21 protein-coding genes and 1 tRNA gene are annotated in these 21976 nt (G+C 63.3%); 15 read left to right on the top strand and 7 right to left on the bottom strand.

What is annotated here, in order from left to right; genetic code table 11:
* Positions 1 to 199 precede the first annotated feature (199 nt).
* Genes CK230_RS10385 through CK230_RS10380 form a run of 3 tightly spaced genes read left to right on the top strand, consistent with a single transcriptional unit; the run spans position 200 to position 2156 of the window.
* On the top strand, positions 200 to 1249 hold the full coding sequence (locus tag CK230_RS10385; protein ID WP_095817092.1) for a low specificity L-threonine aldolase: 1050 nt from the start codon (positions 200 to 202) through the stop codon (positions 1247 to 1249).
* Between the two features lie 14 nt (positions 1250 to 1263).
* Positions 1264 to 1515, top strand: coding sequence for a hypothetical protein (locus tag CK230_RS34080; protein WP_348629146.1), 252 nt, complete (start codon positions 1264 to 1266; stop codon positions 1513 to 1515).
* Positions 1410 to 2156 (top strand): MBL fold metallo-hydrolase, encoded by a 747-nt coding sequence (locus CK230_RS10380; RefSeq protein ID WP_348629152.1) that lies wholly within the window; start codon positions 1410 to 1412, stop codon positions 2154 to 2156. Before CK230_RS34080 ends, CK230_RS10380 begins: the two co-directional genes overlap by 106 nt.
* Positions 2157 to 2259: 103 nt before the next feature.
* Here the strand turns inward: CK230_RS10380 and CK230_RS10375 are convergent, their stop codons facing one another.
* A complete protein-coding gene (locus tag CK230_RS10375) occupies positions 2260 to 2727 on the bottom strand; it encodes an Hsp20 family protein (RefSeq protein ID WP_095817091.1) in 468 nt (155 codons plus the stop codon).
* Positions 2728 to 3192: 465 nt separating this feature from the next.
* Between CK230_RS10375 and CK230_RS10370 the strand changes: the two genes are divergently transcribed.
* On the top strand, positions 3193 to 4149 hold the full coding sequence (locus CK230_RS10370) for an alpha/beta hydrolase (protein WP_095817090.1): 957 nt from the start codon (positions 3193 to 3195) through the stop codon (positions 4147 to 4149).
* Positions 4150 to 4185: 36 nt separating this feature from the next.
* Here CK230_RS10370 and hisN read toward each other — a convergent pair whose 3' ends face one another.
* Both hisN and CK230_RS10360 read right to left on the bottom strand, forming a co-directional pair.
* A complete protein-coding gene (hisN, locus tag CK230_RS10365) occupies positions 4186 to 4959 on the bottom strand; it encodes a histidinol-phosphatase (RefSeq protein ID WP_095817089.1) in 774 nt (257 codons plus the stop codon).
* Between the two features lie 358 nt (positions 4960 to 5317).
* Positions 5318 to 6274 (bottom strand): N-formylglutamate amidohydrolase, encoded by a 957-nt coding sequence (locus CK230_RS10360; protein ID WP_095817471.1) that lies wholly within the window; start codon positions 6272 to 6274, stop codon positions 5318 to 5320.
* A 150-nt stretch (positions 6275 to 6424) separates the two neighbouring features.
* On the opposite strand from CK230_RS10360, the gene CK230_RS10355 reads away from it, so the two are divergent.
* Together CK230_RS10355 and CK230_RS10350 are read left to right on the top strand one after the other, a co-directional pair.
* Positions 6425 to 6787: a response regulator gene (locus tag CK230_RS10355; RefSeq protein ID WP_006199474.1), complete on the top strand. Its 363-nt coding sequence runs from the start codon at positions 6425 to 6427 to the stop codon at positions 6785 to 6787.
* A 118-nt stretch (positions 6788 to 6905) separates the two neighbouring features.
* Positions 6906 to 6980, top strand: a tRNA-Val gene (locus tag CK230_RS10350).
* 63 nt (positions 6981 to 7043) lie between these two features.
* On the opposite strand, the gene CK230_RS32415 is transcribed toward CK230_RS10350, so the two are convergent.
* The 4 genes from CK230_RS32415 to CK230_RS10330 all read right to left on the bottom strand — a co-directional run bounded on the left by CK230_RS32415 (position 7044) and on the right by CK230_RS10330 (position 11322).
* On the bottom strand, positions 7044 to 7337 hold the full coding sequence (locus CK230_RS32415; protein ID WP_141246016.1) for a DUF1330 domain-containing protein: 294 nt from the start codon (positions 7335 to 7337) through the stop codon (positions 7044 to 7046).
* A 362-nt stretch (positions 7338 to 7699) separates the two neighbouring features.
* Positions 7700 to 9130: a hypothetical protein gene (locus CK230_RS10340; protein ID WP_245429874.1), complete on the bottom strand. Its 1431-nt coding sequence runs from the start codon at positions 9128 to 9130 to the stop codon at positions 7700 to 7702.
* On the bottom strand, positions 9117 to 10085 hold the full coding sequence (locus CK230_RS10335) for a GDP-L-fucose synthase (RefSeq protein ID WP_280952526.1): 969 nt from the start codon (positions 10083 to 10085) through the stop codon (positions 9117 to 9119). Before CK230_RS10335 ends, CK230_RS10340 begins: the two co-directional genes overlap by 14 nt.
* A gap of 82 nt (positions 10086 to 10167) precedes the next feature.
* A complete protein-coding gene (locus tag CK230_RS10330) occupies positions 10168 to 11322 on the bottom strand; it encodes a dihydrodipicolinate synthase family protein (RefSeq protein ID WP_095817087.1) in 1155 nt (384 codons plus the stop codon).
* 240 nt (positions 11323 to 11562) lie between these two features.
* Here CK230_RS10330 and CK230_RS10325 point away from each other — a divergent pair, with 240 nt between their 5' ends.
* From CK230_RS10325 to CK230_RS10285, 9 genes are all read left to right on the top strand, one after another.
* The gene (locus tag CK230_RS10325; protein ID WP_095817086.1) at positions 11563 to 12606 is read left to right on the top strand and encodes a LacI family DNA-binding transcriptional regulator; all 1044 of its coding nucleotides are present in this window, start codon (positions 11563 to 11565) and stop codon (positions 12604 to 12606) included.
* Positions 12603 to 13616 carry a Gfo/Idh/MocA family oxidoreductase gene (locus CK230_RS10320; protein ID WP_095817085.1) on the top strand — a complete coding sequence of 338 codons (1014 nt, stop codon included), beginning with the start codon at positions 12603 to 12605 and terminating at the stop codon, positions 13614 to 13616. Before CK230_RS10325 ends, CK230_RS10320 begins: the two co-directional genes overlap by 4 nt.
* Positions 13613 to 15214, top strand: a complete 1602-nt coding sequence (locus CK230_RS10315; protein ID WP_095817084.1) for an acyl CoA:acetate/3-ketoacid CoA transferase — start codon at positions 13613 to 13615, stop codon at positions 15212 to 15214. Before CK230_RS10320 ends, CK230_RS10315 begins: the two co-directional genes overlap by 4 nt.
* Entirely contained in the window at positions 15207 to 15980 is a 774-nt protein-coding gene (locus tag CK230_RS10310) for an enoyl-CoA hydratase/isomerase family protein (protein ID WP_095817467.1), read from the top strand. Before CK230_RS10315 ends, CK230_RS10310 begins: the two co-directional genes overlap by 8 nt.
* Before the next feature lie 10 nt (positions 15981 to 15990).
* A complete protein-coding gene (locus tag CK230_RS10305; RefSeq protein ID WP_095817468.1) occupies positions 15991 to 17502 on the top strand; it encodes an aldehyde dehydrogenase family protein in 1512 nt (503 codons plus the stop codon).
* Between the two features lie 58 nt (positions 17503 to 17560).
* Positions 17561 to 18814, top strand: coding sequence for an ABC transporter substrate-binding protein (locus tag CK230_RS10300; RefSeq protein WP_095817083.1), 1254 nt, complete (start codon positions 17561 to 17563; stop codon positions 18812 to 18814).
* A 125-nt stretch (positions 18815 to 18939) separates the two neighbouring features.
* Positions 18940 to 19899: a sugar ABC transporter permease gene (locus tag CK230_RS10295; RefSeq protein WP_095817082.1), complete on the top strand. Its 960-nt coding sequence runs from the start codon at positions 18940 to 18942 to the stop codon at positions 19897 to 19899.
* Complete coding sequence (locus CK230_RS10290; protein ID WP_095817081.1) at positions 19896 to 20840, top strand: carbohydrate ABC transporter permease; 945 nt, start codon at positions 19896 to 19898, stop codon at positions 20838 to 20840. Before CK230_RS10295 ends, CK230_RS10290 begins: the two co-directional genes overlap by 4 nt.
* 20 nt (positions 20841 to 20860) lie before the next feature.
* A complete protein-coding gene (locus tag CK230_RS10285; protein WP_095817080.1) occupies positions 20861 to 21976 on the top strand; it encodes an ABC transporter ATP-binding protein in 1116 nt (371 codons plus the stop codon).

Genomic DNA, 21976 nt, shown 5'->3' with positions numbered 1-21976 from the left:
TATACAAGACCGATTCACAAAAAACTTGGGCGCGCCGCGACACAAAATTTCGTGACGAACGCTGGAAACGCAACCTTCGGTCCGGCTCTTTCGAGGTGATGCGCTGGCTTCACCGCTTTGCCGGCGATTGGCCCTTGCGCTTCTCCCGCCGAAGCGGTCAAGTCCCGCCGCTTTTGCCAACCACAATACGGACCTCTCGATGTTCTTTGCATCCGACAACTGGGCGGGCGTGCATCCCGACATTTCGGCCAATCTCTCCCGCCACGCCGCCGACACCGCCGTCGCCTACGGCGACGGTGATCTGGACCGCGCCGTCTATCGCCGCTTCAACGAGATCTTCGAGCGCGAGGTTCAGGTCTTCTTCGTTGCGACCGGCACCGCGGCCAATGCGCTTTCGATGGCCGGGCTGAACCGTATCGGCGGCATCGTGCTTTGCCATTCCGAAGCGCATATGAATGTCGACGAGTTCGGCGCGATGGGCTCCTACACCGGCGGCGCGCGCACGGCGCCGGTCCCGGGACCGCTGGGGCGCATGAATCCGGAGGCGCTCGACCGCGCCATCAGTCGCTATTCGCAGGACCTTGCTCCCGCCGGCCAGCCGATGGCGGTTACCCTCACCCAGGCGACCGAGGTCGGCACGGTCTATAGCGTCGACGACGTCAAGGCGATCGCCGAGGTCAGCCGCCGCCACAAGCTGCCGCTGCACATGGATGGGGCGCGCTTCGCCAACGCGATCGCGGCAACGGGCGTCAGCCCGGCCGAAATGACCTGGAAGAGCGGCGTCGACCTCATCTCCTTCGGCGGCACCAAGAACGGCTGCTGGATGGCCGATGCGGTGGTGATCCTCAATCCGGATGTCGGCAAGGAATTGCGCCTGTTGCGCCAGCGCGCCGGGCAGACTTTTTCCAAGGCGCGCTTCATCTCGGCCCAGTTCGAAGCCTATTTCACCGACGATCTGTGGCTGCGGATGGGCGGGCACGCCAATCAAATGGCCGCGCACCTGGCCGAAACCATCGAGGATGCGCCGGGAGGCAGGCTCGCCTGGCTGCCACAGGCCAATGAGGTGTTCGCGATCCTCAACCGCGAGACGGCCGAGAAGCTGCGGACGGCAGGCGCCAAATTCCATGAATGGGGCGTGCCTTCAGGATTCGACGGGCACCTCGGCGACAACGAAGCGATCTACCGCTTCGTCGCCAGCTTCGCGACCGCGACCGAGGAGATCGAACGCCTCGGTAAGCTGCTGGCTTGAGTCGAGGTAAGCCGATGACCAGGCCGCCTCTCGGCTCGACCATGCGGCTGGTCCGTCCGGCGCCGAATGTGCTGGGCTTCTACGACGGCCGCGTCGATGGCGTCCGTGTCTGGTCGGACGAGCCGAACTGGCTGGATGACGGCGCCTATACGCTCGGCATCTGCACCTATGGATCGTCGACGGATCGCAGGCGCTTGTCTACGACACGCATATCTCGCTCGCCCACGCCCGCTTCATCAGGCACACGCTCGATGGAATGGGCGTGACCTCGATACGCGTCGTGCTCAGCCACTGGCATGACGATCATATCGCCGGCAACGAGGCGTTTAAGGATTGCGAAATCATCGCCAACAGCCTCACCGCATCGGCGCTTGAACGCGGCCGGGCCGAGATCGAGGGCGGCAATCCGCCGATCAAGCCGCTCGTGCTGCCCAACAGGATATTTGGGAACAGCCTGAGCCTGACGGTCGGAGCGATCGCGATCGAACTGCGTCAGGTGGAAATCCACAGCCATGACGGCACGGTGCTGCTGATGCCCGATGCCGGCTTGCTGCTGGCCGGCGACACGCTGGAGGATTCCATCACCTATGTCTCGGAGCCGGAGCGTCTGTCGGAACACTTGATAGACCTCGAGCGCATGGCCGGTTGGCGGTTCGATCGGATCCTGCCCAATCATGGTTCCTTGGAGACAATCAAGGCCGGTGGCTATGACAGAAGCTTCATCGCCGCAACCGAGGCCTATCTCCGAAAGCTGCTTGCCTGCCGGCAAGACCCCGACCTGGCGAAACAGGATCTGAAGACCTTCGGCGCCGACATGTTTGCAACGACGGCAGTTCAGTATTTTGCGCCGTATGAACCCGTGCACCGACAGAACGTGGAGGCCGTTATCACGGCAAAGCGCCGGTAATGGGCCTAGGCCAGTACGGTCCGTTGCCGATGGCACAATAAAAAGCGGCGCCTCTCGGCGCCGCTTTCGTCTCGGGAGGAGACGGACTTTGTGGGATCCGCGATTACGCGGCCGCTTTCGCCTCGATCTGCTTGGCCTTGTCCGAGGACTGGGTAATCGCGATCTTGCGCGGCTTCAGCTCCTCGGGAATGTTGCGCTTGAGGTCGACGAAGAGCAGGCCGTTCTTCAGCGTGGCGCCTTCCACTTCGACGTGGTCGGCGAGCTGGAAGCGGCGCTCGAAGGCGCGCGAGGCGATGCCGCGATAGAGCAGCTCGGAACCCTCGCCATTACCCTCTTCCTTGCGCTCGCCCTTGACGGTCAGCACGTTGCGGTGGGCTTCAATCGAAATCTCGTCTTCCGAGAAGCCGGCAACGGCCATCGAGATGCGATAGGCGTTCTCGCCGGTCCGCTCGATGTTATAAGGCGGATAGGTCTGCGCGGTCTCGGGCTGGCCGAGCGTATCGAGCATGGTGAACAGCCGGTCGAAGCCGACGGTCGAACGATAAAGCGGGGAAAAATCAACGTGACGCATGATGTGTTCTCCTGTTGAGCAACATGGTTTGCGTATGGCCCCCTGCGAAACCCTCGAAAGGCGTTCCGAATAGGCCAGCGGCCCCGACAATCGGCGGCCGCAACCCTCATTTGGGAAGCTCAAAAACCCATTTCAAGGTTTTTTCGGCGGCCGCAATGCGGCCAAGTTGATGAACGGCGGATGAACCGCAGCTTCGGCATCCGTTCAGCCTGCCGGCATTAGGCTCTAAGCCAAGATGACCGACAAGCGGCCTGCGATCCCCGCGCCGCGACGAGGCCGAACCGGGTGCAACGTCCCTTCCTCCCGGATCGACAGAGGCCGGAAGTGCGCCGCAGGCACTTCCGGCCTTCCCATTTCAAGGCGGTTGCGTAAATCCTCGCGACGCCTTTGCTTTTGCCGCCCGGCCGTCTATCACCATGCCGACGCCTCGCCCGTCCGGGCAAAGAACAGGCAACGACGCGCCGAATGACGGATCTTTTCCATCTGACCGAGGACAATCCCGCGCCGCAGAACGCCGCGGGGGGCTTTTTCACCACGCGTGACGGCAAGAAGATCCGCTACGGCGTCTTCGCTGCGGTCGCCCGCCCGTTGCTGGGCACGGTGGTTCTGCTGACCGGACGCAACGAGTGCATCGAGAAATATTTCGAGACCATCCGCAATCTCGCCGATCGCGGCTTCGGCGTCGCCGTCCTCGACTGGCGCGGCCAGGGGGATTCCAGCCGCCTGCTGCGCGACCGCCAGCGCGGCCATGTCCGCAGCTTCCGCGACTATGAGCGCGACCTGGAGCAATTTTTCGAGGAGATCGTGCTGCCCGATTGCCGCGGCCCCTATTACATCCTCGCCCACTCGACCGGAGCGGTGATTGCGCTGCTTGCCTCGCCGTCCATGGTCAATCGGGTGCGGCGCATGGTGCTGCTCGCGCCTTTTCTCGAGGTGCCGGACATGCCGGTCTCGATAGCCACAGTGCGGCGCGTCTGCGCGATCTTCTGCGCGCTTGGCCTCGGCTGGCTCTACGCGGCGATCGGACCGCGACCGAAAGTGCCGCCGCCTTTCGAGGTGAACAAGGTGACCTCGGACCCGGCGCGTTACCGCCGCAATGTCGGAATCTATGAAGCCTGGCCGCAGCTCGCGCTCGGCGGCCCGACCATCCGCTGGCTGAAGGCCGCGGCCGCCGCCGCGCAAGCCGTCAGCGATCCGGATTTCATGGCAAGGGTCCGGGTCCCGACGCTGATCGTGGCCGCCGGCGCCGACCGAGTGGTCTCGACCAAGGCCGTGGAAGCCTATGCCAGGAAACTGCGCGTCGGCTCGCTGTTGATGATCGACGGCGCTGAGCACGAACTCCTGCAAGAGAAGGATATCTACCGCGAGCAGCTGCTCGCCGCGTTCGATGCCTTCATTCCGGGCACCGGCGACGCTCCCTGATCGTGGTCGAAACCAGACCCCCGCGGCGGGGACGGATCAACCGCGCAGCGCCGCCATTGCCGCAGCGTGCAGCTCCGGTGTCGCCGCAGCCAATATATCGCCGCCCTTCTCCGCCGGGCCGCCTTCGAAAGTGGTGACGACGCCGCCGGCCTTCTCGATGATCGGGATCAGCGCGACGATGTCGTAGGGCTTCAGGCCCGGATCGGCGACGATGTCGACACAGCCCGCCGCCACCATGGCGAAGGCGTAGCAGTCGGTTCCGTAGCGGGCGAGCTGGACCTTCGTCTCGAACTGGTCATAGCGCTTGCGCGCTTCGCCCTTGAACAGGGCGGGCGTGGTCGTGAACAGCGTCGCTTGCGCGAGGTCGGTCGTCTTGCGGGTTGAGAGCCTGCGCGGGCCGCCCGGTCCTTCGTAATGCGAGCCGGACGCGTTTGCATAGAAAAGCTCGCCGGTGAAGGGTTGCGACATCATGCCGGCAACCGCGTCGCCGTCAGCGGTCAACCCGACCAGCGTTCCCCAGACCGGAAGACCGGAAATGAAGGCGCGGGTGCCGTCGATCGGATCGATCACCCAGACATACCGGTTGGTGATGTTCTGGCTGCCATGTTCTTCGCCGAGGATGCCATGTTCGGGATATTCGGCGGAGATCAGCGCCCGGATCGCGCGCTCGGCTTCGCGATCGGCCTCCGTGACCGGGTCGAAGCTTCCCGCCTCCTTGTTGGCGACCGCCCCCTGGCTGCGGAAGCGCGGCAAGGTTTCCGCTGCGGCGGCATGCGCTATGCGCCGCATGAAATCGGTGCTGATATCCAAGTCGCTCTCCCCGTCGCGGCCCTTGCCAGCCGCTCTATCTCGCAGAACAGGCGCGCTGAAGTCTCGTCAGTCGCCCGTTTTCTGTTGCCCTAATGTCACATCTGAACCGTCGAAGCGGAATTTCCACATCATATTGAATTAAAAAACCATGCTGTCGATTGACATTTGTGCGCCGCACAATAATTTTGTCATCGGACAGGTTTTCCTGTCCATGCCCTCCTTGGGCGTTTCCTCCCTAGACTTCGACCGTGTCGTGAAAACGATGCGGTCTTTTTTTCGAGCAATTCCAGGAAAGGCGCGAACCGGTTTTCCGTCCGGAATTGCGTTTACAAAGAACTCGGGCGCGCCGACCGCGCTGTCATTCCGCCGCCAGCGGCAAGTCGACGAAATGATGGTCGGGCATCGACATCAGGTCGGCCGAGAAGCGGGTCAGGTCGCAGGCCAGGGCGTCGAAACCGGCTGATTTCTGGAACGTCCGCTCGTCCATGTAAAGCCCGCGATTAACCTCGATCTGCAGCGCATGCAGATGCCGCGCCGGTCGGCCGTAATGCTCGGTGATGAACCCGCCGGCATAGGGCTTGTTGTGGGCTACCGTGTAGCCCATGCCGACAAGCAGGCTGATCGCCATTTCGGTGAGCGCCGGCGAGGCCGAGATGCCGAACCGGTCGCCGATGATGAAGTCGGGCCGCGCGCCGTTGTCGCCGACGCGGATCGAGGCCGGCATGGAATGGCAGTCGATCAGCACGGCATAGCCGAACCGGGCATGCGTCCTGGTCAGGAGCCGCTTCAGCGTCTCATGATAAGGTTTGTATACCGCCTCGATGCGCCCGACGGCCTCGGCCAGAGGCAGCCGGCCGGGATAGATGTCCAGCCCCTCGCCGACCAATTTCGGCACCGTGCCCAGCCCGCCAGCGACGCGCGCCGAGCGGATGTTGCAGAAGGACGGCACCGGCTCCGCGAACATGCGCGGATCGAGCTCCCAGGGCTCGCGGTTGACGTCGAGATAAGCGCGCGGAAAGTTCGCCGCCAACAGCGGCGCGCCGAGCGGCACGGCGCCGCCGAAGAGTTCCTCGACATAGCAGTCCTCCGACCGGCGGATGGCGTTGCGGTCGAGCCGCGCCATGGCCAGGAACCGCTCGGGATAATGGCGGCCGCTATGCGGCGAGTTGAACAGGAAGGGGACGCGCTGCTCGGCGCCCGATCGGATTTCGAAGGGTGGAACGACCGAAAAATCCTCGGCTGCCGTCTTCAATTTGTATGAACCACGATGAAGCACTGCATCATGACGCAAAACTTGCCACCTTGCGTGCGGCATGTCCAGCATTTCAGGCGGCAAAACCGCGCCTCGAACCGCATCTGGCATGCCCTTCATTCACTTGATGTTTACCGGCTCCATCTCATATACAGGATGGTTAACGGCCTAGCCCGGCGGCAGGCTTGGGGCGGGTGATTCGGACGGGATATGATGGCACGCATTCTGCTGGCGGAAGACGATGACGATATGCGCCGCTTCCTCGTCAAGGCGCTGGAACGCGCCGGCTACCAGGTAAGCGATTTCGACAATGGCGCTAGCGCCTATGAGCGGTTGCGCGAAGAGCCCTTCTCGCTGCTCCTGACCGATATCGTCATGCCGGAAATGGACGGCATCGAGCTCGCCCGCCGCGCCACCGAGATCGATCCCGACCTCAAGGTAATGTTCATCACCGGCTTTGCCGCCGTCGCGCTCAATCCCGATTCCAAGGCGCCCAAGGACGCCAAGGTGCTGTCGAAGCCCTTCCACCTGCGCGATCTCGTCAACGAGGTCGAGAAGATGCTGCAGGCGGCCTGAGGCCTGCATCAAGGCTCGCATCGGCAGGCACTTCGCCGATGCGACAAACGGAAGCCGTCTTTCCACATTCCCGCTATTGACGCGCCGGATCAAAAGTGGTGTATGCGCGGCGTCGGATGGGCGTGTAGCTCAGCGGGAGAGCACTGCATTGACATTGCAGGGGTCACAAGTTCAATCCTTGTCACGCCCACCATCCTTCTCATAACTCAGGACTTTGCCGGCACAAATCCTGTGCATTTGGTGCCTGGCGGCACCACTACCCGAGATCCCCTTCGAACATCACAAGCACGCGATTCGACGCCTTCAACGCGAAGCGCATGGCTTCCTCATAGGCCGGATCGGCATAGCAGGCCTTGGCGATTTCCAGCGACGGAAATTCCACAAGCACCATGCGCTTGGCGGCACGCGCCTCGACCAGCAGCGGCGGCTGTTTCGTCGTGTTGGTCCTTGCGTGGTATTTTTCGCCGATCGGTTTCCAGAGCCGGGCATACTCGGCCTGCGCTTCCTGATCCGAAATCTCGGTTCCGACGATGAGCCAGTATCCCTTCACGCTGAAGCGCTCCCTAATGATTGCCGGCCTACACCATGAACTCGCCGCCGTTGACGTGCAACAAATGTCCGGTGACGAACTTGCCCATGTCCCGATGCGAGATAGAGGCAGGCATCGGCGACGTCCTCGGCGGTTCCCAGCGTCTTTAGCGGCACCGTGGCTTTTCCATGCCCGTAGGTTTCCTCGAGATTCGGGCGCCACGCCGCGTTCCTGTCCGTATCCAACAACCGCGGGGAACCCGGTCATGGCCGCAGCCCCCTAAAGCATGTCTCCCGAAGGTGGGAACCGGTTTCGGGATAAAGACATGCGTAAAATCCAAGACCTAAAGCGCATGGAGCGAATCCGAAGGATCGCGACGCGCTTTAGATTCGGATCCCGGCCTTCCAGAGCCGCAGCCGCGCCTTCGCCAGCAGACCGGACTGTGGCGTCGTCAATGGCCGGATGTGGCGTTTGATCCTCTTGAACAGGGCATTGTCCGGTTCCGCCTCCAGCGACATCGCAATCATCCGCCGGGCCGGTTTCAGCTTCCCGAACACGACATGGAGGATATGCGCCGAGCATGCAGCGGCGTAGGGATGCCTATCGGCGGCCGCCGCGAAGAAGGATTCGAAATCCTTCGACATGGCATGGCCGCGCCACGACCGGCCGATTAGGACGCCAATCGCGCGCACCGGCATCGCAAGAGAGGCTTCGAACTGGCTGGTCATGAGCGCCTTCAAAACAGCTTCGCCGGACCGGTAGTCACGTTCGCGAAAGAGCGCTGCCGCGATTTTGAGCGGATAGAGGTCGTTTTCCGGATCCAGCTTGTAAGCCTTTTCGAGGATGTCTTTTGCCCGCGCGGAACCGATCTGGTCTTCGAGGTCGAGAAATGCGGTTTGATAACCGAAGGCGGCCTCGAGCGGGTGGTAGTCGCTCTGATGACGGCTCAGTTCGCCCAGGATCATTTCCGCGGCTTTCGAACCGTCGAACAAGGTTTTCGGGTGGACGAGGGCGATATCGCCCATCGTCGATGCCACCGACGCATAGACGCTGCTGCCTGCATAGATTGTCTGGCAGCGCGCCATCAGCCTCATTTCGAAGAATGCCCTGAGCGTCTCATCCTCGAATTCCGCCGATCCCAGATCATCGCTCAGCAATGCGCCGGTTTGCGACCGTAGATATTCGAGCGTCGCGCGATCCTGACCGATCAAAAGGGTTGTCAGGCCTTTCGACGTAAGCTCCGAGGCGATGGACTTGACCAGGGTCGAGGCCACGACCTTGTCGCTGTAATCCAGCATGAAGCGATATTTGCCGCGGACAATGTCGCCGCTGCGAAGATGCAAAGCCGCGGTCGGCCCTGGAAAGGGGCGCCTGTCGGCGGCATCGAGCGCCTGATTCACGGCCTGGGAAAAGCCGAAACCCCGCAATGTCTCCGATCGACGGACGAGTTCGGGTCCGCCGTGAAAAAAATCCGGTATCCGGAACTCGTTGCAGATCCAGCCGCGCAGACTTCGCCGTCCCGCAGCGGCATCGAGACTGGCACGGGTAAAGGCCACCTCCGCGAGGACATCGAAGCCCGATGGTTCGACCCACTCCCCCAGCCAGTACTTCTCGACAAAATCGGTGGAGAATATCTTGTCGACCCTCTCGACCGAGTGAAATTCGTCGTCATGCATCGGCCACCACGTAAAGCCGAAGCGATAGCCGAGCGTGTCGGCAAGGGCCTTCGCGTTGACCATGGCCAGAAGGCGGCCGCCCAGACCGTCCTCCCTGGTCGCCGCTATGAGTTTCGACTGGGGATCATGCCGGGCCAAGACGGATGTCGCCTCCCTCGACATGTTCAAGGAACCACGCATAGGTCTGTTCCAATCCACGTCGAAGCGAATATGCCGGTCTCCAGCCGGTTGCGAACAGGCGCGACACATCCATCAGCTTGCGCGGCGTTCCGTCGGGCTTCGTCGGATCGAGTTCGATCGAGGCGGCGGCGCCGACGACCGATACGACAGTACTGGCGAGCTCCGCGATGGTGACGTCCTCGCCGCTCCCGACATTGACGTGGCCATCGTCCACATAGGTCTTCAAAAGCCAGACAAAGGCGTCGGCGGCATCGTCGACATGCAGGAATTCCCGCATCGGCCGGCCCGACCCCCAGACCTGCAGGGTCTTTTGGCCGGTGCGCTTCGCCTCATGCGCCTTGCGCATCAGCGCCGGAATGACATGGCTGCTGCCCAGGTCGAAATTGTCGCCCGGACCGTAGAGATTGGTCGGCATGGCCGAGATATAGTTGACGCCATATTGCCGCCGGTAAGCTTGGCAGAGCTTTAATCCGGCGATCTTGGCGACGGCGTACCATTCATTGGTGGGTTCGAGCGGACCGGTGAGCAGGGCGTCTTCCGGGATCGGCTGCGGCGCAAGTTTCGGATAGATGCAGGACGAGCCGAGGAACAGGAGTTTCTGCACCTCGCTGCGAAAGGCGGCTTCGATCACGTTGGTCTGCACGACAAGGTTTTCGTAAAGAAAATCCACCGGGTAGCTGTCATTGGCCATGATGCCGCCGACCTTGGCGGCAGCCATGATCACCGCGTCCGGGCGGTGGTCCTCCATCCATCGGCGCACGCCAGCCTGGTCGAGGAGATCGAGCTCGCTGCGCGCGACGGTCACGATCTCGCAATCCTCGCTTGCCAGGCGGCGCACCAGCGCCGAGCCGACCATGCCACGATGGCCGGCGACGAAAATGCGCTTTCCTTTGAGGTCGAAGGTCTGGTCCACTCAGCAGCCTTCCGCCATTGCCATATTCGGCAAGCGAATACGATTTCCCGGCGGAACGCAAATCTCCCGTGCGGGGATAGGCTCAGATGCCGGCCGTCGCCAGCAGGGTCTTCATCCTCGCGGAGGCAAGATCGGGGTCGGCCAACAGACCGGCCTGGGCGGCGAGGCGGAACACGTCTGCATAGTGGCATATGCCGCGCGCCGACTGCATGCCGCCGACCATGGTGAAATGGTCCTGATGCCCGTTCAGCCAGGCCATGAAGACGATGCCGGCCTTGTAGTATTCGGTCGGCGCCTCGAAGATTTTTCGCGACAGCGGCACGGTCGGCGCCATCAGCGCGTCGTAGCCGGCACGATCGCCATCGGCCAGCTTCGCCAGCGCGGCGTTGGCGACCGGCGCGATGGCGTCGAAGATGCCGAGCAGCGCATGCGAATGCCGCCTGCCGTCGCCGGCGATCAGCTCCGGGTAGTTGAAATCGTCGCCGGTGAACATCACGACGCGCTCGGGCAGCCGGTCGCGCAGCTGCACCTCCTTGGCGGCATCGAGCAGCGATATCTTGATGCCCTCGACCTTGTCCGCATGCCGCTCGATGATGGCGACGACCGTGTCGAGCGCCGCGTCGAAATCATTGCTGCCCCAATAGCCACTGAGCGCCGGATCGAACATGTCGCCCAGCCAGTGCAGGATCACCTTGCCCGATGCCTGGGAGAGCATCCGATCATAGACGCGGACATAATCGTCCGGCCCCCTTGCCACCGCCGCCAGCGCGCGGCTCGCCATCATGATCGCTTTGCCGCCCTCGCCTTCGATGAAGGCGAATTGCTCTTCATAGGCGCGGATGACGTCGTCGAGCGTCTTGGCCGCCGCAGGCGCCAGGTGATCGGTCCCCGCCCCTGACGCAAGGTCGGCGCCCGGCACCGTCCTGGCCTCGGCGATCGAACGGCGGATCAGTTCCCTGGCGCTCGCCCAGTCGAAACCCATGCCGCGCTGGGACGTATCCATGGCCTCGGCGATGCGGAAACCGAGCCGCCACAGGTGGTGGCGGAACGCCATGGTGCTGTCCCAGTCGACCGCTGGCCGCGACCATGGATCTGTCATCGCGATCGGGTCAGCGACAACATGGGCTGCGGCATAGGCGATGCGCGAAAAACGCGCACCCTCACTCGGCGCGACCGGTTTGCCGACGAGCCGGTAGCTGACCCGGGCGCCGTTTTCCGCAGGCAAGGTGATGTCCATCGAGTTCTCCCGTTGCGCCCCTATAAATGGAACGTTCCAATAAATCAAGGACCTTCGTGATTCAGGAAGCCCGAGGCAACAGGTACAGAGCCTCATCGAAAAAGCCCTTGCGTTGATTGCGATTTTGAACCGCTCCAATCAATTTTTCGAATCTAGCGGGAATCGCGATTGACTCTGATTTGGAACGGTGATTAGAACGTTCCAATAAATTCGTTCAAAACCGTGGAGGATAGAACGAGGATGGCCAGCCGGGCCAAGGCGACGATCCTGGACATCGCCCGCGAAGCCGGCGTGTCCAAATCGACGGTGTCGCTCGTGCTGCAGGGCAGCGGGCTGATCCGGCCCGAAACCGCGGTCAAGGTGCGCAAGGCGATCGAGGATGTTGGCTATGTCTACAACCGCGGCGCCGCCAATCTGCGCAAGGCCCATTCCAACGTCATCGGCATGGTGATCAACGACCTCACCAATCCCTTTTTCGCCGAGCTTGCCGTCGGCATGGAGCGCGTCTTCCAGGCGGCGGGCGTCGTTCCTTTCATCGCCAACACGGCGGAGAATCCGGTGCGCCAGGAAGAAGTGCTGAAGTCGATGATGGAACAGGGCGTCGCCGGCCTGATCGTCTCGCCGGCGCGCGGCACCACGCCTGGCGCCTTCCGGCGCATCGAAGCGGCGGGCGTGCCCGTGGTGTTCGCCATGCGCAGGCTGCCCGAGAGCCGCATACCGGCAATCGCGCCCGACAATCATCGCGGCGCCTGCCTTGCCACCGAGCATCTGATACGCAAGGGCCATCGCCGCCTCGCCTTCTTCGGCGGTTCGCCCGACCTCGTCGTCTATCAGGAGCGTCTGGGCGGTTTCCTCGAAGCCTGCGAGGCGTTCGCCATTCCGGTTGCCGACCGGACGATCGTCGAGGGAGAAACCAGCCGCAAGGGCGGCATGGCATGCCTGGAGACGGCGCTGGCCATCTCCGAACCGCCGACAGCGGCCCTTTGCTTCAACGACGCGGTTGCCTTCGGCGTCATGCTGGCATTGCGCAAGCGCGGCCTCGAGGCGGGAACGGACTTCGCCGTCGTCGGCTTCGACGACGTCGCCGAGGCCGAGCATTACAGCCCGGCGCTGACCAGCGTTGCCGTCGACACGGCGGGCCTCGGCGAGCGCGCCGCCCATGTCATGCTGAAGATGATCCAGTCACGCACCACGCGCGCCGAGGACCATATCGGCGCCGTCAGCCTCGTCGTTCGTGAGAGCAGCGGCCCGGATCGCGGCAAGCAGGTGGGAGATGCGGCATGAGCGTGAGATGGGGTTTGATTGGCGCCAGCACGATCGCCAGACAATTCATGATCAACGCCATCCGCGCAGCCGACGGCGAGGTCGCCGCCGTGATGAGCTCCAGCGCCGAGCGCGCAGAGGCTTATGCCCGCGAAAACAACATTCCTGCCGCCGTCTCGACCCTCGATGCGCTGCTCAACAAGGACATCGACGCAGTCTACATCTCGACCACCAACGAGCTGCACCTCGAACAAGGCATGGCGGCGATCAAGGCGGGCACGCATGTGTTGTGCGAGAAACCGCTGGCGCTGACCAGCGCCGATGCCCGCAAGCTGGTCGCCGCCGCGAAAGCGGCCGGCATCGTCTTCGGCACCAACCATCATCTGCGCAATGCCGGCGCACATCGCGCCATGCGAGAGGCGATTGCCGCCGGTCGCATCGGCAAGCCGGTCGCGGCGCGCGTCTTCCACTCGGTCTTCCTGCCGGAAAACCTGCAGGGCTGGCGCATCACCAGGCCCAAAGCAGGCGGCGGCGTGGTGCTCGACATCACCGTGCACGACGCCGACACGCTGCGCTTCGTGCTCGGCGACGATCCCGTGGAGATTTCGGCCTTCACGCAATCCGCCGGCATGGCCGACAGCGGGCTGGAAGACGGCGCCATGTGCATCTGGCGCTTCAAGTCGGGCGTAATTGCCCAGTCGCATGAGGGCTTCACGACGAAATTCGCCGGCACCGGTTTTGAGGTGCACGGTTCGGAAGGCTCGCTCATCGCCACCAATGTGATGACGCAGAAGCCGATCGGCTCGGTGCTCCTGCGCACCGCGAGCGGCGAGGAAGAGCTGAGTTTCGACCGCGAGGACCTCTACACCCGCTCGCTGCGCCAGTTCCATGCCGCGATCCGCGGCGAAGGCCAGCCATCCGCCACTGGAGAGGACGGCATCTGGTCGCTGGCTTCGGCCGAAGCCGCACTGCAATCGTCGAAAACGGGCAAGGCTGTGACCATCGACCCGAAACTCGGGAGCATGAATTGAGCAAGCTCGTCTCGGCGGCTTACGCCGCAGGCCTAATCAAGGACGGCATGGTCGTCTCGGTGTCGTCGTCGAGCGGCCTTGGCTGCCCCGACGCCGTGCTTGCCGCGATCGGCGAGCGCTTCGACGTGGAAGGCCATCCGAAGGCGATCACAACGCTACACCCAATCGCCGCCGGCGACATGTACGGCATCAAGGGCATCGACCATCTCGCAAAGCCCGGCCTGTTGAAGCGCACGCTCTGCGGCTCCTACCCGTCCGGCCCCTCCTCAGCCGAACCGCCGCAGATCTGGAAGATGATCGGCGACAATTCCGTTGCCGCCTACAACGTGCCCTCCGGCATCCTGTTCGACATGCATCGCGAGGCCGCCGCCAAGCGTCCAGGCGTGCTGACCAAGGTCGGCCTCGACACCTTTGCCGATCCGCGCCACCAGGGTTGCGCCATGAACGCCGCCGCCAGCGAGCCGATCGTTTCGGTTGAGCAGTTCGACGGCGAGGAATGGCTCTACTTCCGCTCGATCGTCCCCAACATCTCGATCATCCGCGCCACCACGGCCGACGAGCGCGGCAACCTCACCTACGAGCACGAGGGTGCCTATCTCGGCGGGCTGGAACAGGCGCTTGCCGCCCGCAACAATGGCGGCATCGTCATCGCGCAGGTGAAGCGCGTCGTCGAAAACGGCACGCTGAAGCCGCACGACGTGCGCGTTCCCGGCGTGCTGGTCGATCATATCGTCGTAGCGCCGGATCAGTTGCAGACGACGCAGACCCCTTACGACCCGGCGATCTCGGGCGAGATTTTCCGGCCGCTGTCGACCTTCCGTACGCCCGAGATGAACATCCAGAAGGTGATCGCGCGGCGCGTCGCCATGGAGTTGCGCGACGGCATGGCCGTCAACATCGGCTTCGGCATCTCCGCCAACGTGCCGCGCATCCTCTTGGAGGAAGGCCAGCACGGTAAGGTCACCTGGGTGATCGAGCAGGGCGCGGTCGGCGGCGTGCCGCTGCTCGACTTCAAGTTCGGCTGCGCCTCCAACGCCGAGGCGATCATGCCCTCGCCGCACCAGTTCATCTATTTCCAGGCAGGCGGTTTCGACGCCTCGCTGCTCTCCTTCCTGCAGATCGACCGCCACGGCTCGGTCAACGTCTCGAAGCTGTCGGCGCGGCCGCATGTCACGGCCGGCGCCGGCGGCTTCGTCGACATTACGTCGCGGGCGAAGAAGATCGTCTTCTCCGGCTTCTTCAACGCCGGCGCCAAGCTTTCGCTGGCCGGCGGCACCATCCGCATCGACCAGGAAGGCAAGGTGAAGAAGGTGGTCGAGGAAGTCGAGCACATCTCCTTCTCGGGAAAACGCGCCGTCGCGCAGGGACAGGACATCACCTATGTCACTGAACGCTGCGTGATGAAGCTGACGCCGGACGGGCTTATGGTGACGGAGCTGGCACCCGGCATCAATCTTGAGCGCGACGTGCTGGCGCAGGCGGAGATTCCACTCGCTGTCGCCAACGACCTCAAGGTCACCCCGGCCGCGCTTTACCACGACAGGCCGATCGGCCTGTCGCTCAATGGCGGCGCTTCGCTTGGAGGCGCGCATGGCTGAACTCGTCACTTTCGAGCAGGATCGCGCGATCGGCATCGTCACCTTGCGCCGACCGGAAAAATTCAACGCGCTTGATATCCCGATGCTGCGCGAGCTGGAAGCAGCGCTCGACGAAGCCGAACTGGCCGAGGGCGTCCGCGTCGTTCTCATCCGCGGCGAAGGCAAGGGCTTCTGTGCCGGCGGCGATGTCGAGGCCTGGGGGGCTATGAGCGCCGCCGATTTCCAGGTGCAATGGGTGCGCTATGGTCACCGCGTGTTCGACCGGCTGGCGCGGCTCAGGCAACCGACCATCGCGGTTCTGTCCGGCCACGCGCTGGGCGGTGGGCTGGAACTGGCGGCCGCCTGCGACTTCCGCGTCGCCGAAACGCAGATAAAACTCGGCTTCCCCGAAACCTCCATTGGCGTCGTGCCCGGCTGGTCGGGCACGCAGCGCGCCGTGCGGCGCTTCGGCGCACAGATCGTGCGCCGAATGGCGATTGGCGGCGAGATTTTCCTGGCGGCAGACGCGCTCGCGCACGGCATCGTCGACCGGCTGGTCGAAACCGGCAAGGCTTTCGACGAGGCCAGAAGCTGGGCCGAAAAGATCGCCGAGCGCGGCCCGCTCGCGACAGAGGCCGCGAAGCTGATGATCGGCGTTGCCGAGGGCGAGGAAAATGCCGCCGCGACCGAGGCGTTGGCCAGCGGCTTCATTGCGCTCACCGCCGACCTGAAAACCGGCGTCGGCGCCTTCAAGGCCAAGCAGAAGCCGGCCTTTTCGAGATCCTAGAGAAGACATGATGAACGCACCGCTCAACATCGCTATGCCGAAAGAGGCGTCCCAGGCGCCAAGGATCTACAAACTGCTGATCGAGGGCAAACATGTCGAGGCCCGCGATGGCCGAACGATCGAGCGCGCCAGCCCCGGCCATGGTTTTGTCGTCTCGCGCTACGCCCAGGCAGGTGCGGCTGAAGTGGAAGCTGCCGTGCAGGCCGCTCATAAGGCATTCGAAACCGGCCCATGGCCGCGCATGAAAGCGTCGGAACGCGCAGCGATTCTGCTGAAGACGGCCGACCTGATCGAGACCCGCCTGGAGGAGATCGCCCGCCTCGACGCGCTGGAATCCGGCAAGCCGATCGCCCAGGCGCGCGGCGAGATCGGCGGCGCGATCGACATCTGGCGCTATGCCGCTTCGCTTGCCCGCACGCTGCATGGCGAGAGCTACGCCAATCTCGGCGACGATATGCTGGGCGTGGTGCTGCGCGAACCGATCGGCGTCGTCTCGATCATCACGCCGTGGAACTTCCCCTTCCTGATCGTCAGCCAGAAACTGCCCTTCGCGCTCGCCGCCGGCTGCACGGCGGTGGTGAAGCCCAGCGAAATGACGTCGGCCTCGACCTTCGTGCTCGGCGACATCCTGCTCGAAGCCGGCTTGCCGGCCGGTGTCGTCAACATGCTCGCCGGCTACGGCGCCGATGTCGGCGCGCCGATGGTAAGTCACCCGCAGGTCGAGATGGTGTCCTTCACCGGCTCGACCCGTGTCGGCAAGACGACCATGGCCACGGCGTCCAATTCGCTGAAGAAGGTTTCGATGGAGCTCGGCGGCAAGAACGGCCAGATCGTCTTCCCCGACGCCGACCTCGAGGCGGCGGCGGATGCCGCGGTGTTCGGCGGTTTCTTCAACGCCGGCGAATGCTGCAATGCCGGCAGCCGCCTGATCGTGCACGAGGCGATCGCCGACGATTTCCTGGCTGCGGTCAAGACGCTTTCCGAGAAGGTCCGTGTCGGCGATCCGCTCGACGACCGCACCAAGGTCGGCGCCATGATCTCGGCCGACCATATGCAAAAGGTAGCCGGCTATGTGACGGCGGCGAAAACCGGCGGCGGCAACGTTTTCACCGGCGGCGCCCGGCTTGCGTCCAATGCCGGCCAATATCTCGATCCGACTATCATCCGTAACGTTACGGAAGACATGGCGATCGCGCGCGAGGAAGTGTTCGGGCCGGTGCTGTCCGTGCTCACTTTTGAGACGATTGAGAAGGCATTGCACATTGCCAACAACACGCCCTATGGTTTGTCTGCAGGGGTGTGGAGCGCCAGCATCGACACCTGCATGTCGGTGGCGCGCAGTGTGCGTTCGGGGACGGTTTGGGTGAACACGTTCATGGAAGGTTACCCCGAGCTGCCTTTCGGGGGCTACAAGCAGTCCGGTCTGGGACGCGAACTCGGCAAACGCGCCGTCGAGGATTATACCGAGGAAAAGACCATCCAGTTTCATCGCGGCCAGCGCACCGGATGGTGGGTCGGCTGAGTTGGGAGACGCCGGCGGACACCCGCCGGTTATGTGAATGCAACAAGGGAGGTAGTACATGTTGCGCAAACTGCTTATCGGAACGGCTCTTGCGACGAGCTTTGCGTTCTCGGCGCATGCCGCGGACGTCAAGGAAGTGCAGATGCTGCATTGGTGGACGTCGGGCGGCGAAGCGGCCGCTCTGAACGTGCTGAAGCAGGATCTGGCCAAGGAAGGCTTTGCCTGGAAGGACGTGCCGGTGGCCGGCGGTGGCGGCGACGCCGCCATGACCGCGCTGAAGGCGATGGTCGCGGCCGGCAACTATCCGACCGCCTCGCAGATGCTGGGCTACACCGTGCTCGACTACGCCGCCGCCGGCGTCATGGGCGACCTGACCGAGACCGCCAAGAAGGAAGGCTGGGACAAGTCGGTTCCCGCCGCCCTGCAGAAGTTCTCCGTCTATGACGGCAAGTGGGTGGCCGCTCCGGTCAACGTCCACTCCGTCAACTGGCTGTGGATCAACAAGGCGGTGATGGACAAGATCGGCGGCACCGAGCCGAAGACCTTCGACGACTTCGTGGCATTGCTCGACAAGGCCAAGGCTGCAGGCGTCATTCCGCTCGCTCTGGGCGGCCAGAATTGGCAGGAAGCCACCATGTTCGACTCCGTCGTGCTGTCGACCGGCGGACCGGAGTTCTACAAGAAGGCGATGAACGACCTCGATGAGGAGTCGCTCAAGTCCGACACGATGAAGAAGTCGTTCGACAACCTCGCCAAGCTCGTCACCTATGTCGACCCGAACTTCTCGGGCCGCGACTGGAACCTCGCAACCGCCATGGTCATCAAGGGCGATGCGCTGGTTCAGGTCATGGGCGACTGGGCCAAGGGCGAGTTCCACGCCGCCAACAAGACCCCGGGCACCGACTTCCTCTGCTACCGCTTCCCCGGCACCGACGGCACGGTGGTCTACAACTCCGACATGTTCGGCATGTTCAACGTGCCGGACGACCGCAAGGCCGCCCAGGTGGCACTTGCCACCGCCACTCTGTCGAAGAGCTTCCAGTCGGCCTTCAACGTGGTGAAGGGCTCGGTCCCGGCCCGCACCGACGTGCCGGACACCGACTTCGACGCCTGCGGCAAGAAGGGCATCGCCGACCTGAAGAAGGCCAATGAAGGCGGCACGCTGTTCGGCTCGCTGGCCCAGGGCTATGGCGCTCCGCCGGCCGTCGCCAACGCCTACAAGGACGTCGTGTCGAAATTCGTCCACGGCCAGATCAAGACCTCCGACGAGGCCGTGACCGAGCTGGTCAAGGCGATCGACGACGCGAAGTAAGCTTCGCTTGAACTCAGGTCTCCCCCGCTTCGGCGGGGGAGGTCTCCTGTCGAAAAAAGGTGTGGGACAACCCTGGTGCGTTTTCGCGCCGGGCGGTTTCCGACCAACCGGAACTGGACAAGCCGATGAGCACAGTTGCCGAAACCCAGATCAAGCTGACACCGGAGCATGACGCCCGTCCCGGCGCATCGGTCCGTTCGCGGCTGCAGGATCTGCTGCCGAAGATCGTTTTGGCGCCGAGCTTCGCGGCGACGATCGTCTTCGTCTACGGCTTCATCCTCTGGACGATCTATCTGTCCTTCACCAATTCCAAGACCTTCCCGTCTTATGCCATCACCGGCGCCCGCGCCTATCAGCGGCTGTGGCGATGGACGTTCGAGAGCGACCCGCCCTCAAGCTGGTACACCTCGATCACCAATATGGGCATTTTCGGCTTCCTCTATATCCTGATCTGCCTGGCGCTCGGCCTGTTCCTGGCCATCCTGCTCGACCAGAAGATCCGCGGCGAAGGCATGCTCAGGCCAATCTATCTCTACCCGATGGCGCTGTCCTTCATCGTCACTGGCGTCGCCTGGAAATGGTTCCTCGACCCCGGCCTCGGGCTGGAGCAGACGCTGCATCAATGGGGCTGGACGAGCTTCCATTTCGACTGGATCAAGAACAAGGATTTCGTCATCTACACGGTCGTCATCGCCGGCGTCTGGCAGGCTTCCGGCTTCATCATGGCGATGTTCCTGGCCGGCCTGCGCGGTATCGACGGCGAGATCATGAAGGCGGCGCAGATCGACGGCGCCTCCACCTTCCAGCTCTACCGCCGCATCGTCATCCCGATGTTGCGGCCCGTATTCCTGTCGGCCTTCATCGTGCTCGCGCACCTCGCCATCAAGTCCTATGACTTGGTCGTGGCGCTGACCAGCGGCGGCCCCGGCGGCTCGGCCTGGCTGCCCTCAAACTTCATGTATGAGTTCACCTTCAAGCGCAACGAGATGGCGGTCGGCTCGGCGAGCGCGGTGATCATGCTGATGACCATCACGGCCATCATTGTTCCGTATCTCTATTCCGAGCTCAGGGAGAAGTCGCGATGAGCGCCATCACTTCACCCGCCCGCCAGGCTTCGAGCGGCCTGGGCGCCAAAACGATCAACCGCATCGTCATCTACGGCCTGCTCGCTCTGTTCGCGATCTTCTACCTGATGCCGCTCTTCGTCATGCTGGTCACCTCGTTCAAGACCATGGACGAGATCCAGAACGGCAACATGCTGTCGCTGCCGCATGCCCCGACTTTCGCACCATGGGTAAAGGCGTGGAGCGAAGTTTGCTCGGGCCTGACCTGCGTCGGCATGAAGGGCTATTTCTGGAACTCCATCAAGATGGTCGTGCCGGCGGTGCTGATCTCGACGCTGCTTGGCGCGCTGAATGGCTACGTGCTGACCAAATGGCGCTTCCGCGGCCACACGCTGGTCTTCGCGATGATGCTGTTTGCTTGTTTCATCCCGTTCCAGTCGGTGCTGTTGCCTATGGCGACCATTCTCGGCAGCCTCGGACGCTTCGGCGTCACCTTGCAGAACGCTACCGGCTTCAATTTTGGCCTTGGCAATTCGACCGTCAATCTCGTCTTCGTCCACGTGGTCTACGGCCTTGGCTTCACCACGCTGTTCTTCCGCAACTATTACGAAGCTTTCCCGACCGAGTTGATTAAGGCGGCACAGGTCGACGGCGCCTCCTTCTTTCAGATATTTCGGCGCATCATGCTGCCCAATTCGCTGCCGATCATCGTTGTGACGGTGATCTACCAGTTCACCAACATCTGGAACGACTTCCTGTTCGCTTCCGCCTATGCCGGCTCCGGCGACGTGATGCCGATGACTGTGGCGTTGAACAATGTCGTCAACACCTCGACCGGCGTCGTCGAATACAATGTCAACATGGCGGCGGCGATGATCGCCGCGCTCCCCACCCTGATCGTCTATGTCGTCGCCGGCCGCTATTTCGTGCGCGGGCTGATGGCCGGCGCGGTCAAGGGCTGACCCATTCGGAAGGAACGATCATGGCTTTTCTGGAAATTGATGGGCTGAAGAAGCGCTTCGGGAGTGTCGAGATCCTGAAGGGCATCAATGTCGAGCTCGAAAAGGGCGGCTTCCTGGTGCTGGTCGGTCCGTCCGGCTGCGGCAAGTCAACGCTGCTCAACACCATCGCCGGGCTGGAGCAGATCACGGAGGGTGAGATCCGCGTCGATGGTCGCGCCATCAACGACCTCCATCCCTCGAAGCGCGATATCGCCATGGTGTTCCAGAGCTACGCGCTCTACCCGAACATGACGGTTGCCGGAAACATCGCCTTCGGCATGGAGATGCGTGGCGTGCCTGCGGCGGAGCGCCAGGCGGCGATCGACAAGGTGGCCAAGATCCTCCAGATCGGCCATCTCCTGCAGCGCAAGCCCAGCCAGCTTTCCGGCGGCCAGCGCCAGCGCGTCGCCATGGGCCGGGCGCTGGTGCGCGACCCGAAACTCTTCCTGTTCGACGAGCCGCTCTCCAACCTCGACGCCAAGCTGCGCGTCGACATGCGCATCGAGATCAAGCGCCTGCATGCCACCACCGGCACGACGATCGTCTATGTCACGCACGACCAGATCGAGGCGATGACGCTGGCGACCAAGATCGCCGTGATGCGCGACGGCGAGGTGCAGCAGTTCGGTACGCCGGCCGAGATCTACAACAACCCGACCAACATCTTCGTCGCCGACTTCATGGGCTCGCCGGCGATGAACCTGATCCCGGCCAAGATCGACGGCAATGGCAGCGGGCTTTCGGTCGTGCTGGACCGCGAGTCGCGCCAGCCGATCGTGCTGCCGATGCCTGGCGCGCCCGCCGGCCTTGCGGCCTTCAAGGACAAGCAGGTCATCTTCGGTGTCCGCCCGGAAGCGCTGACCGATCCGGAAGGCGCCGAGCGTAACGGATCCGAGATCGCCACCGCCGACTGCCACATCGAGGTGGTGGAGCCGGCGGGATCGGATACGTTCGCCGTCACCAATCTCGGCGGCAAGGGCGTGGTGGCGCGGCTGAGAGCCGACGCCAGGATCCAGCCCGGCACCAGCACGCCGCTTGCGTTCAATCTGAGCAAGGCGGTGTTCTTCGATCCGGCGACCGAGAAGCGCATCCTTTAA

It is taken from the genome of Mesorhizobium sp. WSM3859 (assembly GCF_002295065.1).
GTDB lineage: Bacteria > Pseudomonadota > Alphaproteobacteria > Rhizobiales > Rhizobiaceae > Mesorhizobium.
This window is presented reverse-complemented; position numbering and strand designations above follow the sequence as displayed.

What these genes read in the sequence shown, in the direction of transcription:
- CK230_RS10295 (WP_095817082.1), top strand. Translation starts at nt 18,940, where the DNA reads ATGAGCACAGTTGCCGAAACCCAGATCAAGCTGACACCGGAGCATGAC.
- CK230_RS10305 (WP_095817468.1), top strand. Translation starts at nt 15,991, where the DNA reads ATGAACGCACCGCTCAACATCGCTATGCCGAAAGAGGCGTCCCAGGCG.
- CK230_RS10385 (WP_095817092.1), top strand. Translation starts at nt 200, where the DNA reads ATGTTCTTTGCATCCGACAACTGGGCGGGCGTGCATCCCGACATTTCG.
- CK230_RS10325 (WP_095817086.1), top strand. Translation starts at nt 11,563, where the DNA reads ATGGCCAGCCGGGCCAAGGCGACGATCCTGGACATCGCCCGCGAAGCC.
- CK230_RS10290 (WP_095817081.1), top strand. Translation starts at nt 19,896, where the DNA reads ATGAGCGCCATCACTTCACCCGCCCGCCAGGCTTCGAGCGGCCTGGGC.
- CK230_RS10300 (WP_095817083.1), top strand. Translation starts at nt 17,561, where the DNA reads ATGTTGCGCAAACTGCTTATCGGAACGGCTCTTGCGACGAGCTTTGCG.
- CK230_RS34080 (WP_348629146.1), top strand. Translation starts at nt 1,264, where the DNA reads ATGACCAGGCCGCCTCTCGGCTCGACCATGCGGCTGGTCCGTCCGGCG.
- CK230_RS10355 (WP_006199474.1), top strand. Translation starts at nt 6,425, where the DNA reads ATGGCACGCATTCTGCTGGCGGAAGACGATGACGATATGCGCCGCTTC.
- CK230_RS10320 (WP_095817085.1), top strand. Translation starts at nt 12,603, where the DNA reads ATGAGCGTGAGATGGGGTTTGATTGGCGCCAGCACGATCGCCAGACAA.
- CK230_RS10330 (WP_095817087.1), bottom strand. Translation starts at nt 11,322, where the DNA reads ATGGACATCACCTTGCCTGCGGAAAACGGCGCCCGGGTCAGCTACCGG.
- CK230_RS10375 (WP_095817091.1), bottom strand. Translation starts at nt 2,727, where the DNA reads ATGCGTCACGTTGATTTTTCCCCGCTTTATCGTTCGACCGTCGGCTTC.
- CK230_RS10370 (WP_095817090.1), top strand. Translation starts at nt 3,193, where the DNA reads ATGACGGATCTTTTCCATCTGACCGAGGACAATCCCGCGCCGCAGAAC.
- CK230_RS10285 (WP_095817080.1), top strand. Translation starts at nt 20,861, where the DNA reads ATGGCTTTTCTGGAAATTGATGGGCTGAAGAAGCGCTTCGGGAGTGTC.
- CK230_RS10360 (WP_095817471.1), bottom strand. Translation starts at nt 6,274, where the DNA reads ATGCCGCACGCAAGGTGGCAAGTTTTGCGTCATGATGCAGTGCTTCAT.
- CK230_RS10310 (WP_095817467.1), top strand. Translation starts at nt 15,207, where the DNA reads ATGGCTGAACTCGTCACTTTCGAGCAGGATCGCGCGATCGGCATCGTC.